The sequence below is a fragment of the Leptospira abararensis genome (assembly GCF_016918735.1).
GTDB lineage: Bacteria > Spirochaetota > Leptospiria > Leptospirales > Leptospiraceae > Leptospira_A > Leptospira_A abararensis.
Window position 1 is genome coordinate 91122 of sequence record NZ_JAFFPR010000027.1, and the last position, 13185, is coordinate 104306.

Here is a 13185-nt window from a genome sequence, read left to right on the forward strand (position 1 = left end):
ATGGGAAAAGAAGATTCGGCTCACACCATCCTCATAGTAGATGATGTTCCAGAAAATGTGGAACTTTTGAAATACCTTTTGCAGCAAGAGGGTTTCAAAACCTATACTGCCTTTTCTGCAGAGGAGGCTCGCCTTGTTCTATTAAATACCGCTATCGATACACTTCTGTTAGATGTAAATATGCCTGTCCAAGACGGTTTTTCCTTTTGTCGGGAACTGCGCACCATGGACCAGTTCAAACTCCTTCCGATTCTTTTTATCACATCGATAGAAAGGGAAGTTGGATTTCAAGAAGCAATGAAAAATGGTGGGGATGATTTTATCAACAAACCATTTAACAAAAGAGAGTTGGTCGCCAAAATTCATTCAGTGATTCGTTTGAAAGACTTACAGGATGAGTTGTACAGACAAAAAAGTAAATACGAAAAAGAATTACAAACCGCAAGACGGGTTCAGGACCAACTAATACCAGAAAAAAGTTTTATCTGGAATGGAATCAAAGCCCAAACTTTGTTTCATCCTTATTTACAAATTGGTGGGGACTTTGTAGATTCTTGGATCGAAGAGAAAAAACTCCATATCGTCATTGCCGATTGTTCTGGGCATGGACCAAGTGCGGCTCTCATTGGTGCCATGTTTAAGATGCAACTTTTTAACTTAGTGTCGAGTATGGGACTTAGGGAACGAGTGGAGCACCTGCGAAAAAATATGGAGTTAGTCCTTCCTGAAGATTATGCCATTACTTTTTGTTATGCGATCCTTGATCAGGACTTAAAGCTTTCTTATATCAACGGGGGTCATCCCGCTCCCATAGTTTATATCGATGGGGAAACCAAATTCCTAAAAGGGATGAGTCCCATGATTATGGGTATCAATTTTATAACCAACGATGAAGTACAGACCGTTCAGTTAAAAACTGGGTCTTTATTTTTTATGTATACGGACGGGGCAAGTGAAGCCATGAACCCTAATTCTGAATACATTACAGAAGAGGGAATGAAAGGTATTTTTCATGAATCTGTAAAGTCTGGAACAGATATTTTACAAACAGTTCAGACAAAAATTTTAGAATTCTGTGGGTCTTCCACTCCTAGTGACGATATGGCGATGGTGTGTATACAATTATGATTCCAACTCCCAGTTATAAGGGTAAAGTAAGAGATGTTTATGATTTAGGGGATTCTCTCCTTCTTGTGGCCACAGACCGTATCTCTGCCTTTGATGTTGTTTTTCAGGAACCTGTTTTAGACAAAGGAAAAATCCTGACACGGATCTCCACTGCTTGGTTTCGCCAGTTTCCGAATATTGCCAATCATTTGATTACCGATGATGTCTCTCAGTTTCCCCCTCCTTTCCAAAAAGAAGAGTCCCTCGAAGGTCGCTCGGTCCTAGTCAAAAAAGCAAAACGGATCGATTTTGAATGTGTGGTTCGTGGGTATTTGACTGGGTCTGCTTGGAAGGAATACAGAACCGAGGGAACCATTGCTCATGTTCCTTATCCCAAGGGCCTACTCGAATCCCATCAATTTGAAACTCCGATCTTTACACCGGCACGGAAAAATGATTCCGGTCATGATGAGAATGTAAGTGAATCCACAATGGAAAAGGAAGTAGGGGAAAAACTTTTTAGCGAACTAAAAGAACTCTCTCTTTATTTATACAACACGGCTCATACTTTCATGGCAAAACAGGGAATCCTTCTTTGTGATACCAAATTTGAATTTGGACTCATCGATGGAAAACCGATCCTCATCGATGAAATCCTGACACCGGATTCTTCCAGGTATTGGGACGCATCCACTTATGAACTCGGGAAAACTCCGGCCAGTTTTGATAAACAAATCCTAAGAAATTGGCTAGAATCCACCGATTGGGACAAAAATCCACCGGCTCCCCATTTGCCCGAATCCTTGATCCTGGAACTACGTAAAAAATACTTGGAATTGGAAGATAAAATCACGCTATGTTTGTCGCAAAAATAAATGTTACCCTCAAAGAATCCGTTCTTGACCCACAAGGACAAACGGTTCTCCGCACCCTGCACGACCAAGGGAAAAATTCCATCGCTGACCTAAGAGTAGGAAAATATATCGAAATGAAAATCGATGCCAGCTCCCAATCGGATGCAGAGACCTTGGCAAAAGAAATTTGTGAATCGGTGCTCGTCAATCAAGTGATTGAGACTTACCGTTTGGTTGTGGAAAAAATATGAAGGTTCGAGTTGTCACCTTTCCTGGTTCCAATTGTGATAAGGATGTGGGGACAGTCCTCGCGTCAGAATTTGGTGCTACGGTAGATTACACTTGGTATAAGGATTCCTTTACTGACCTTCCAGACCTTGTGGTCCTTCCCGGAGGATTTTCTTTTGGAGATTATTTGCGATGCGGGGCAATGGCCAAGTTTTCCAATGCGATGGAATCTGTTGTATCTTATGCCAAAAAAGGGGGAAAGGTTTTGGGAGTTTGTAACGGATTCCAAATTTTGACAGAATCAGGACTCCTTCCGGGAGCTCTCCTTCATAACCGAACTCTCAAATACATTTGTAAAGATGTAGATCTCATTCCTGTTGCAGAAAACAAATTTACCAAGAGACTTCAGGGGAATTTAAGTATCCCCATTGCTCATGGAGAAGGTGCTTACTTTGCAGATTCGGATACTTTAGAACGATTAGAAAAAAACGGGCAAGTGGTCTTTCGTTATAAAGAAAATCCCAATGGATCTTTACATGATATCGCGGGGATTTGTAATGAAGCGGGAAATGTTTTGGGAATGATGCCTCATCCAGAACGAGCTGTGAATCCTTATACCGGTAAGATGGACGGGAAACAAATCCTAGAAGCACTATTAAAAAAATAAAAATCTTTTAACCTTTTCTTGCTTTTTCGTCTGATTAGATTACAAGGGAAGGTATGCGATTTCAAGAAGACTCTATTGATTGCGTTGACTTCATTCTAAAGAAGGATGAAGTTTTGACCATCATCTTAGGTGGAGGGAAAGGAACTCGTTTATTGCCCCTTACAGAAAAAAGATCCAAACCTGCTGTGAGTTTTGGTGGAAAATACCGACTCATTGACATTCCGATTTCTAACTCACTTAACAGTGGATTCGAAAAGATATTCATCCTAACTCAGTTCAATTCTTATTCCTTAAACCGACATATTAACAGAACCTACGCTACCAATAACATCCACCAAAAGAGTTTTGTCGAAATCATCGCTGCAGAACAAACTGTATCCAGTGCCAATTGGTTTGAAGGAACTGCCGATGCTGTAAGAAAAGTCCTTCCTTATATCAGAGAACAAAAACCCAAATACGTTCTTATTTTATCCGGTGACCAATTGTACAATATGGACCTTTCTGATTTTATGCAGAGCCATCTGATGGATCCAGAAACAGAAATTTCTGTTGCTACCAATGCCATTCCTGAAGACCAAATTCATGGACTTGGGATTGTGAAAGCAGGAGTGGGTGGGTTTATCCAAGAGTTTATAGAAAAACCACAAGACCTCTCTCAAGTAGAATCCTGTCGCACGGAGAACGGAGCCTTCCTTGCCAATATGGGAATTTATATTTTTAATACATCCACTCTGATTGATGTATTAGAAGATAGGAATATGGCAGACTTCGGAAAGGAAATTCTTCCGAGAGCCATCCGAGAAAGAAAGGTAAAAGCATATACTTACGACGGTTATTGGGAAGATATCGGAACCATCAAAGCTTTTTATGAAGCCAACTTGATGCTGACAGACCATATCCCTAAGTTCAATCTTTACTTGGAAAAAACACCGATTTACACTAGGGCCCGTGCTCTTCCTCCTTCTAAGATCATCCAAGCAGTAGTCAACCAAGCCCTGATTTCGGAAGGGACGATCTTAAACCAGTGTGAGGTGCACCGTTCTATTATTGGTGTGCGTCAACTCATCGCCTCGGGAACTAAAATTTATGACTCCATCATTATGGGTCTGGACCACTATGGCTACTTTGATCGTAAGTCAGGGAAAATCCCGATAGGGATTGGACCTAACTGCGAAATACGACGGACAATTGTCGATAAAGACTGCGCCATCGGAGCCAACGTTCGGCTGTTAAACGAACAAAATCTCCAAGAATATGAAGACGAATATGTACGGATTCGGGAGGGAATCATCGTGGTTCCTCGCCATACGGCAGTCCCTGATGGGTATACGATCTGAGTCAAATTGACATATTTTGGGCAAATTTGGGTCAAAATTCCTCGGGATTGTCTCAGATCTAGGGATTTTGACTTGTCAGTTTTGAACTTAGTTCTAACCTGGACGAAAGGGAACCATGTTCACAACGGAATCAACGGAAGGAAACCAGTTTTGGAACGAGACATACTTTGTCCCTCATTTCCAACCCATCGTCAATGCGATCAATCGCTCCATTTCTGCTTACGAGGTTCTCGGCCGGCAGTTCAATCCTGAGAAAAACTCCTACCATTCTTTAGGTGAGCTTTTCCACAATCGGGACCAGGATCCGGTTCCGGTCTACAATATCGATCGGATTCTTAGAGAAAAGGCAGTGCAGACCTTAAAAGAAAGTTCCCTACGCACCAAACTCTTTTTCAATATGATGCCGAACTTCCTGTCTCGGGTCCATCATACGGATTTATTTGCAGAAAACTTCCATATCATCCAACTCATCGAAAAGTACGGAATTGATCGCAACCAAGTGGTCATCGAAATCACAGAGGATGAATTTGATGGTTCGATTGACCGCCTCATCCAAATTGTGCAGATCTTTCGGGACTATGGGCTCAAAATTGCCATCGATGATTTGGGAACTGGATTTTCCAATTTGGAAAGGATTGGTTATTTACACCCCGATATCATGAAGGTCGACATTCGCATTATGAGAGAAAGTTTGAATAAAAATTCTTTCAAACAAGTCCTTGGTGCGATTTCGGAAATGTCTCAGAAACTCGGAAGCCAACTTCTCTTTGAAGGAATTGAAACCGAAGAAGAGGTGAACCTAGCCCTATCTATGGGAGCCAATCTTTTGCAAGGGTACTACTTTTCGACCCCGAACCCACATTTTCTGAACCGCAATACTTTCTCCGATAAAATGAAAACAGTTTTAGAAAACTTTTCTAGCGTTCGTTCTAGGGAACTTCGGGAAAAGGGAATGCGGGAACAGAGGATCATTGACCAACTCCAAGATCTTTTCTACGAGCTATCGGATACCAAAGAAGATGATTTTTCTTACCGGTTTGGACAAATCCTTGGGTCTTTGCCAAGAGAAATCCTAAAGGTCTTTGTTTGTGATCAGGAAGGTTACCAAATCACTCCCACTTACGATTTGGATCGTATGAATGGCGGGTATTTGGAACGTTCCCGCCAAATTGGAAACAATTACGCGTGGAAACCTTACTTTCTCAAACATAAAGAGGAATCGGAACGGTTTCGAAAAAAATGGGGTGTGACCTATCCACTCTATGATATTTCGAACCAAAACCAATATGTGATTTTTACCTTCTCTCTAATGGATGGAAAGATCCTGATTGCCCAGGTAGGTTGGTCGGAATAGAATCTTGTTTTTTTTGAGTGGTGCTTTTTCCTGGTAGAAGGGATTCGTCTAAAATATAGAATCATTCTAAATATATACAAAACAGGATACCACCTTGTCCGCTATTCTCGAAATCAAATCTCTACACGCTAATGTAGGGGACAAAACGATCCTCCGAGGGGTAAATCTCACCATCGGCCCCGGCGAAGTTCATGCCATTATGGGACCCAATGGATCCGGAAAGAGTACTCTTTCCAACGTCATTCTCGGCCATCCGAAATACACGATTACTTCAGGTGACATTCTCTTTCGGGGAGAATCCATTTTAAATAAATCGACGGATGAAAGGGCAAGGCTCGGAATCTTTTTATCCTTCCAATACCCAACGGCTCTTCCAGGAGTTACCATTGGAAATTTTTTAAAGTCCATTCTGAAAGCCCATAGGGGAAAGGACGTTCCCGTCAAAGAATTCAAACAAGAACTAAAACAATCCATGGATCTTCTTGAAGTGCCTCAGTCGTTTATCGGTCGTTATGTGAACGATGGGTTTTCCGGTGGGGAAAAAAAACGTGCAGAAATTTTACAGATGAGTTTGTTAAAACCGGTATTATCCATTTTGGATGAAACCGATTCTGGACTCGACATTGATGCTTTACGAATTGTTTCGGAAGGAATTAATTCCAACAGAAATCCGGAACGTTCTATTTTACTCATCACTCATTACCAACGTATGTTGAATTATATTGTTCCTGATTTTGTACACGTATTTGCTGATGGTAGAATTTTAGAGACTGGTGGCAAAGACCTCTCCTTAAAATTAGAAGAAGTGGGTTACGACTGGATTTTGGAGAGAGAAGGAGTCAAATGAATTCCTCACTCACGAGAAATCGATTGGTTCTCTCGAAAGAACGAACAAAAGAATTTCGTAAATCCATCTTAGAAATTTGGAAAAAGTTAGAAATTCCTACAGACTCTCATGAGTCTTGGAGAAAATTTCCCTTGGCTTCCGTGGATTGGAAGGAATTACAATTTGATCCCAAAGAAATTTCTATAAATACTAACGACGAAGTTTCAGACGAACCTTCGTTACCTGAAGAGATAGTCGATGGGATTCTTTCTGATATTTTAAAATACATTCCTAAGGATTATTTTGCTTATTTGAGTTTGATGGCCGCAGAAAGTTATGAACTCATTCTTGTAGAGGAAGGGGAAAGTGATTTTCTATTTCAGGAAATGGGAGATGCTCCTAAATTTTCTGTTCGTATCTTCTATTTAAAGTCGGGTAAAACTGCAAAAATCCAAAATCGATTGGAACACATTCACGAAACAGATGCCCTCCATATGTCTTCCTCTTTGGATTTTTATATTACAGAAGAGGCTTCTTTTTTAGAAATTTTGGATAGAGAGTCCAGTGATTTCGATTTATATAGGTTTCGTAGTGTAGCCATTCTTTCTCGATCTGAGTCCCAAGTAAAATTTCACCATTTTCCTATAGGTGGATTTCGTTCGAAATTGTTTTTACATAGCCACTTACTTGGGAAAGGTGCAGAAGTGATTGTGGATGGGGTTTCTGCTCTCGGGGGAAGGAACCTAAAAGATCTAGAGATGGAGATGTACCACCATGCTGACCATACCACAAGTAAAATCAGCTATAAAGCGATTGTCACCGATAAATCCCATCATATTTTTACTGGGAATTTAATCATACCACCAAACTTGAAAAAGGTTATAGCCCACCAAGAGTCTTTTAACCTTTCTTTAAATAAAAAAGCAAGAGCAGAAGCAAATCCCAAATTAGAAGTGCTTGCCGAAGATGTGTCTTGTACTCACGGAGCCACAGTGGGGGACATTGATGAAGAACAGTATTTTTATCTTCTTTCCCGAGGTCTAACACCTGCAGAGTCCAAGTCTTTACTTGTGACTGCTTTTTACGGAGAGACCATCCACTCGATTGGTTTTTCTGAAGAAGTGAAACTGTCTTTGGAATCTCAAATCAGAGAGATTCTAGTAGGAGGCAAATAGTGGCCTTTAAAAAGTTGATCTCTGTTTTAGAAGTGGGCGAAGGCAGTTTGGTTGTTGTCAAAACCCGCCATTTCAATGTGGTCGTGACACAAGTGGAAGGAAAGTATTACGCCTTTGAAGATTCTTGTACGCATGACGGGGAAGAAATCTCTTGTGGAAAATTGGAAGGTTGTGTCATCACTTGCCCGAGACATTTCGCAAAATTTGATGTTCGTAGTGGAGAAGTTTTGGCCCTTCCGGCAACAGAACCTCTCGTGGTCTTTCCCGTTCGTGTGGTGGGTGATGATTTGGAAGTGGATTTGGAGGCGGTATGAGTTTAGATCCTTACCAAATCAGAAAAGACTTCCCAATCCTTTCTCGGATTTTACCGAGCGGAAAACCGCTTGTGTATTTAGACAATGGGGCATCTTCCCAAAAACCACAATCGGTGATTGATGCCACGAACGACTATTATACTAATGATAATGCCAATATCCACAGAGGGGTGTATTATCTCTCCCAACATGCCACTGAACTTTTTGAAAGAACCAGGATCAAAACTTCCCATTTTTTCCAGGCGCAATGTGCTAAGGCGATTATATTTACGCGTGGTACAACAGATTCCATAAACCTTGTGGCACAAGCCTGGGGGAGAACCAATATTGGGGAAGGGGATGAGATTGTTTTATCGGTTCAGGAACACCACTCCAATTTAGTACCTTGGCAGATGTTGGCCTTAGAGAAAAAAGCCTTTTTAAAATTCATTCCGATTCAAGAAGACACCACTTACGACTTATCGAACTTAAATCAAATCATCACCAAACGAACAAAACTTGTGGCCTTAAGCCAGATGTCGAATGTGACGGGAACTATCCATGACCTAACAAAGATTATAGAACGTGTTCGCCAAGTCGGAGCCAAAATTTTAGTCGATGGGGCACAAGCTGCTTGTCATATGCCCATCCATTTGGTGGATATGGATGTAGATTTTTATGCATTTTCTGCGCATAAGATGCTTGGACCCACAGGGGTCGGAGTTCTTTTTGGAAAAGAAGAAATTTTAGAAGCAATGCCTCCTTGGCTTGGTGGTGGGGACATGATTGAATCTGTGGAACTAGAAAGTTCTACTTATGCGGCTCTCCCAGCCAAACTCGAAGCCGGCACTCCCAATATTGCAGGAGTCATAGGATTTAGTCATGCTTTGGATTATTTGCAAAAAGTAGGAATGAAAAATATCAAAGAACACGAACGGATGTTAACCGAATATGCATTGGAAAGGTTGAACCGGATTGGTGGACTTCAGATTTATGGAACTGAGGATTTAGACAAAAGGGGAGGTGTTGTATCCTTTACTATGGACGGAATCCATCCTCACGATGTAGGTTCCATCTTAGATGAAGAAGGTGTGGCGATTCGAGTGGGTCACCACTGTTGCCAACCACTGATGAAACAATTGTCCATTCCGGGAACTTGTCGTGCCTCCTTCTATCTTTATAATACCAAAGAAGATATCGATGCCTTGGTTCATTCGATTGATAAAGTAAAATCAATATTCGGTCGTGTCGCAAGAAAGTAACTTAGAAGATTTCCTGCGTTGGAAGTCCTTTGCCGTTTGGGAAAAACCAAAGGGAGACCATAGAGTGGTTAAGGGACTGAACCCACTTTGCGGGGATGAAATTTTTATCTACTACCAATTGGAAAAAGACCATTCCATTCAGATTTTAGGACTCGGTGGTGAGTCTTGTTCTATTTGTTCTGCAGCAGCAGGACTTCTCTTTAAAAATAAATCACTGCTGCAGTGGAAGGCTCTTCCGTCTTACTTGCAAGAGAGAAAAAATTTTTTAGATGGGGTGGATTCTCGCTTGTTTGAAGATCCAGAAGAGATATCCTTTTTTAAAACCCTAAGAACACATCCTGGTCGTTATCGTTGTGGGCTTTTGCCCTGGCTAACCCTAGTAAAATTGAGTGAGGAAATGATATGATACGTGATCCTGAAACAGAGAAAGAATGGGAAGTATTCCATAGTGTTCGTATGGTGGAAGATCCAGAGATTGGAATTTCTCTCATTGAGCTGGGTTTGATTTATGATATCAAAGTGGAAGGGGAGAAAGCGGAGATCACCATGACCTATACTTCTCTTGCTTGTCCGGCAGGTCCACAAATGAAACAAGACATTGAAAACCATGCCCTTCGTGTAGATGGGATCAGTGAAGTTGTGGTTCAAGTAGTTTGGAATCCCAAATGGGAACCTCGGGCCATGGCCAGTGAAGAAGCCAAAATGCAAATGGGGATCTTCGATTGAATTTGATCATCCGAACTAACTATTGGTTGGTTCTTCTTTTATTCTTTAACGGTTGTGAGTCGCTCCCCTTCCTTCAAGACTCGTTTCCATCTAAACCACAAGCAAACTTAACTGTACCTCAAATCGAAGGTGCTTCTGAGAAACGGGACAGGTATGAATTTACTGGAAAAGAAATCATCATATCCTCTGACCATCCACTGGCATCTCAAGCGGGGATGGAGGTTTGGAAACAAGGAGGAAATGTGGTGGATGTATTTGCCGCTGCCAGTTTTGCGATCTCTGTCCTTCGTCCCCATTCCACAGGACTTTTTGGTGGTGGCTTTGCAGTCGTGTTTTTGCCAGCGAAGGGAAAGTGGGCTTACGACTTTAGGGAACGTTCTCCCAAAAAAGGAGTAGCCTCTTTTTATCTAAAAGAAGACGGCACTGTCATTTTGGAGAAAACTCTAAAAGGGCCTTATAGTGCTGGTGTTCCGGGAACAGTCCAAGGGATTTTACAAATCCAAAAACAACATGGAAAATTACCGCTCGGTGACATCCTTTCACCTTCGATTCGTTATGCGAGAAATGGTTTTTCTGTTTATGGGGATTTAGCGGCCGCGATTGTAAAAACTTGGCCACAGATGAATCCTGCCATGCAAAAAGTATTCGGAATTGATAACCGGGCCATCCGAGAAGGAGAACTTCTGATTCAAGAGGATCTTGCTAAAACCTTGGAACGTATCATAGAAAATGCGGAAAAAGAATTTTCTGATGGGGAAACGATTCAGTTGGTTTCTAAGTTCTATTCCGAATTTCAGGAATTTATCACTCCAGATGATTTTAAAAATTACCAAGTGAAGGTAAGTGAACCTTTGGTAAGTTCTGTTTGGGGTCATACCATTCTTACCATGCCTCCTCCGAGTTCCGGGGTCCATCTTGTGACAATGATGCATTTGTATTCGGAAATGCAAAATCGGAATACATTTCCGAAAGGGGATGTGGGTGAAATGATTCGTATTACGGAAGCTATGCGAGTCGCATACCGGGACCGGGCAGAGCTTGGAGGAGATCCTTTATACACAAACATTCCCGTTTCTAAACTTTTGTCACAAGCTTATGCCAAAGAAGAAACCATTGAGATCGAAAGGAAAGTGGTTTCTGGAAGTTGGCCAACACCCAAAGAGGAAGTAAAAAAAACAGAATCTTACAATACCACTCATATCTCCATTCTTGATCGAGAAGGAAATGCTGTTTCGACTACCCAGTCAGTGAATGGGATTTTTGGATCAGGTCATATGGTTCCCGGAACGGGTCTTGTACTCAACAATACCATGGACGACTTTGCCGTTGCCCCAGGAGTGCCAAACCTATATGGTTTAGTGGGTTCGAAGGCCAATGCGATTGAACCTGGCAAAACTCCCCTTTCTAGTATGAGTCCGAGCATACTTCTTGACGCTTCAGGAAAAACAAAGATGGTGATCGGTGCCCCCGGTGGTTCCCAGATTCCCACTTCCATCTTTAATACTCTCTACCGGTATTTGATCCAAAAGAGAGATCTTTATGAAAGTATATCCTATCCGAGAATCCACCACCAATTTATGCCTGATCGGATTTTTTTGGATCCTGAAATAAAAGACAGTTATCCTCAGTCAGAATTACCCTTTTATCAAGTCCAATATAGTAGGCATCGTGCTAAAGTATTTGCCGTGACGAGAGAGGGAGACCGCCTAATCGGTGTGTCTGATCCCAAAGGGGAAGGAGTCCCTTTAGGTTTTTAAACCATGAAATCAAAGTTATTAACATCAAAAAAAAAGAATTCCACAAATAGTTTATTATCAGAAGAATATAGGGCCTGTTTACTCAGCGCCAAACATGGGTTAGAAAGAGAAAGTGTGAGGGTAGATGGGAAGTCGCAAATTTCTTCAAAACCCCATCCCAAAGCCTTGGGATCAAGTCTCACCCATCCATTGATTAAAACGGACTTTGCCGAAGCTCAAATTGAATATGCTACCAATATCCACAAATCCATCCCGGATGCCTTAAAAGAACTCACCGAGTTACATGCATTTACAGCACACAACTTAGATTCGGAATATTTATGGCCTTTTAGTATGCCACCGATTTTACCTTCTGAGAATAAAATTGAAGTGGGAAATTACGGAACCTCCACAGAGGGAAGAAAAAAGACCATCTATCGCAATGGCCTTGGGTATCGTTATGGAAAGAAGATGCAAACCATCTCAGGTGTTCATTACAATATCTCTTTTGATACATGTCTTTTGTCCATCGTCTCGGAAAAAAGATTCAAAAAACCATTAACTCACGAAACGAAATCTCAAATCTATTTTGACACCATTCGAAATTTCTATAGAATTTCTCCTGCTCTTTTGTATTTATTCGGATCTTCTAGTTTAACAGACATTACTTTTACAGAAGAAACTAAACATATCAAAAAACTTGATTCCAAAACTCTGAAAGCACCTTATGCGACAACACTTCGTTTGTCGAGTATAGGTTATACGAGTAAAGTGCAAGGTAAATATCCAATTTCTGTCAATTCCTTGGAAGAATATGCTAATGGAATGTGTAACGTGGTCTCTAAGTCTTATACAGCTTACAAACAGTTTAATGGGAAAGCCACAAACCAGTTGAATGATCATATCTTACAATTGGAGAACGAATACTACTCGCTTGTTCGCCCTAAACAAGTGCCGAAAGGCGAGGAAAGGGTGGTGGATGCTCTTGTGGAAAGAGGTGTGGAGTATTTAGAAATCCGACTTTTGGATTTGGATCCTTTTTCCGCCATTGGTGTGGAAGAAAACCGTCTTTATTTTTTGCATATGGTTTTACTTTATTGTATGTTGAATGAGTCACCTAAGTCTGATTTGGCGGAAATGGCCGATTGGAGAAAAAACCAAGAGGTCACTACTTGGTTTGGAAGAAAGGAAGATACAAAAATTCAATTTTTAGGGGAAGAAATGCCTCTTCGCGAGTTGGTCTACCAACTTTTTGTGGAAATCCAACCCATAGCGGATCTTTTGGACGCAAACGATGCGAGTGGCCCTTTTAGTAAAGCTTGGGAGACCCAATGGGAGAAATGGGATGATCCAAGCCATTTAGGATCCGAAATGTCTGAGTTGGATTTAGAAATTCATAAATCGAGTTATCGTGAGTTCGGTCTTACTCTTGCTAAAGCCCATAAAGAAGAATTACAGCAGTATCCACTCCCACCAAACAAAATTAAATACTTCGAAGATCTAAGTGTCCAATCGATTTATGAACAACAAAAGATCGAAACCTTGGAAGGAAGTCATTTAAAGAAAAATCAAAAACCCATCCAAATCAAACCCTTAAAACTTTGTAGTGGGGTTTGAGTA

Annotated in this window: 14 protein-coding genes; all 14 read left to right on the forward strand. The window is 41.2% G+C overall.

Features of this window, described 5'->3' with window-relative positions; genetic code table 11:
- The 14 genes from JWG40_RS08690 to gshA all read left to right on the forward strand — a co-directional run bounded on the left by JWG40_RS08690 (position 1) and on the right by gshA (position 13182).
- A complete protein-coding gene (locus JWG40_RS08690; protein WP_205285414.1) occupies positions 1–1128 on the forward strand; it encodes a PP2C family protein-serine/threonine phosphatase in 1128 nt (375 codons plus the stop codon).
- Entirely contained in the window at positions 1125–1982 is an 858-nt protein-coding gene (locus tag JWG40_RS08695; protein WP_205285415.1) for a phosphoribosylaminoimidazolesuccinocarboxamide synthase, read from the forward strand. Before JWG40_RS08690 ends, JWG40_RS08695 begins: the two co-directional genes overlap by 4 nt.
- On the forward strand, positions 1964–2212 hold the full coding sequence (gene purS, locus JWG40_RS08700) for a phosphoribosylformylglycinamidine synthase subunit PurS (protein ID WP_205285416.1): 249 nt from the start codon (positions 1964–1966) through the stop codon (positions 2210–2212). Before JWG40_RS08695 ends, purS begins: the two co-directional genes overlap by 19 nt.
- Positions 2209–2856 carry a phosphoribosylformylglycinamidine synthase subunit PurQ gene (purQ, locus tag JWG40_RS08705; RefSeq protein WP_205285417.1) on the forward strand — a complete coding sequence of 216 codons (648 nt, stop codon included), beginning with the start codon at positions 2209–2211 and terminating at the stop codon, positions 2854–2856. The genes purS and purQ overlap by 4 nt, the downstream gene beginning before the upstream one ends.
- 53 nt (positions 2857–2909) lie before the next feature.
- Positions 2910–4193, forward strand: a complete 1284-nt coding sequence (locus tag JWG40_RS08710) for a sugar phosphate nucleotidyltransferase (protein ID WP_205285418.1) — start codon at positions 2910–2912, stop codon at positions 4191–4193.
- Between the two features lie 115 nt (positions 4194–4308).
- Complete coding sequence (locus JWG40_RS08715; RefSeq protein ID WP_205285419.1) at positions 4309–5547, forward strand: EAL domain-containing protein; 1239 nt, start codon at positions 4309–4311, stop codon at positions 5545–5547.
- 94 nt (positions 5548–5641) lie between these two features.
- Positions 5642–6394 (forward strand): Fe-S cluster assembly ATPase SufC, encoded by a 753-nt coding sequence (sufC, locus tag JWG40_RS08720; protein WP_205285420.1) that lies wholly within the window; start codon positions 5642–5644, stop codon positions 6392–6394.
- On the forward strand, positions 6391–7548 hold the full coding sequence (locus JWG40_RS08725; RefSeq protein WP_205285421.1) for a SufD family Fe-S cluster assembly protein: 1158 nt from the start codon (positions 6391–6393) through the stop codon (positions 7546–7548). Before sufC ends, JWG40_RS08725 begins: the two co-directional genes overlap by 4 nt.
- A complete protein-coding gene (locus tag JWG40_RS08730; protein WP_205285422.1) occupies positions 7548–7862 on the forward strand; it encodes a Rieske (2Fe-2S) protein in 315 nt (104 codons plus the stop codon). Before JWG40_RS08725 ends, JWG40_RS08730 begins: the two co-directional genes overlap by 1 nt.
- Complete coding sequence (locus JWG40_RS08735) at positions 7859–9103, forward strand: cysteine desulfurase (RefSeq protein WP_205285423.1); 1245 nt, start codon at positions 7859–7861, stop codon at positions 9101–9103. Before JWG40_RS08730 ends, JWG40_RS08735 begins: the two co-directional genes overlap by 4 nt.
- Entirely contained in the window at positions 9087–9509 is a 423-nt protein-coding gene (locus tag JWG40_RS08740) for an iron-sulfur cluster assembly scaffold protein (protein ID WP_205285424.1), read from the forward strand. The genes JWG40_RS08735 and JWG40_RS08740 overlap by 17 nt, the downstream gene beginning before the upstream one ends.
- The gene (locus JWG40_RS08745; RefSeq protein ID WP_205285425.1) at positions 9506–9829 is read left to right on the forward strand and encodes a metal-sulfur cluster assembly factor; all 324 of its coding nucleotides are present in this window, start codon (positions 9506–9508) and stop codon (positions 9827–9829) included. Before JWG40_RS08740 ends, JWG40_RS08745 begins: the two co-directional genes overlap by 4 nt.
- Before the next feature lie 2 nt (positions 9830–9831).
- A complete protein-coding gene (ggt, locus tag JWG40_RS08750; protein ID WP_408611508.1) occupies positions 9832–11586 on the forward strand; it encodes a gamma-glutamyltransferase in 1755 nt (584 codons plus the stop codon).
- A gap of 3 nt (positions 11587–11589) precedes the next feature.
- Positions 11590–13182, forward strand: coding sequence for a glutamate--cysteine ligase (gene gshA, locus JWG40_RS08755; protein ID WP_205285427.1), 1593 nt, complete (start codon positions 11590–11592; stop codon positions 13180–13182).
- Positions 13183–13185: the final 3 nt, after the last annotated feature.

What these genes read in the sequence shown, in the direction of transcription:
- JWG40_RS08710 (WP_205285418.1), top strand. Translation starts at nt 2,910, where the DNA reads ATGCGATTTCAAGAAGACTCTATTGATTGCGTTGACTTCATTCTAAAG.
- JWG40_RS08715 (WP_205285419.1), top strand. Translation starts at nt 4,309, where the DNA reads ATGTTCACAACGGAATCAACGGAAGGAAACCAGTTTTGGAACGAGACA.
- purQ (WP_205285417.1), top strand. Translation starts at nt 2,209, where the DNA reads ATGAAGGTTCGAGTTGTCACCTTTCCTGGTTCCAATTGTGATAAGGAT.
- JWG40_RS08725 (WP_205285421.1), top strand. Translation starts at nt 6,391, where the DNA reads ATGAATTCCTCACTCACGAGAAATCGATTGGTTCTCTCGAAAGAACGA.
- gshA (WP_205285427.1), top strand. Translation starts at nt 11,590, where the DNA reads ATGAAATCAAAGTTATTAACATCAAAAAAAAAGAATTCCACAAATAGT.
- JWG40_RS08690 (WP_205285414.1), top strand. Translation starts at nt 1, where the DNA reads ATGGGAAAAGAAGATTCGGCTCACACCATCCTCATAGTAGATGATGTT.
- JWG40_RS08695 (WP_205285415.1), top strand. Translation starts at nt 1,125, where the DNA reads ATGATTCCAACTCCCAGTTATAAGGGTAAAGTAAGAGATGTTTATGAT.
- JWG40_RS08745 (WP_205285425.1), top strand. Translation starts at nt 9,506, where the DNA reads ATGATACGTGATCCTGAAACAGAGAAAGAATGGGAAGTATTCCATAGT.
- JWG40_RS08735 (WP_205285423.1), top strand. Translation starts at nt 7,859, where the DNA reads ATGAGTTTAGATCCTTACCAAATCAGAAAAGACTTCCCAATCCTTTCT.
- purS (WP_205285416.1), top strand. Translation starts at nt 1,964, where the DNA reads ATGTTTGTCGCAAAAATAAATGTTACCCTCAAAGAATCCGTTCTTGAC.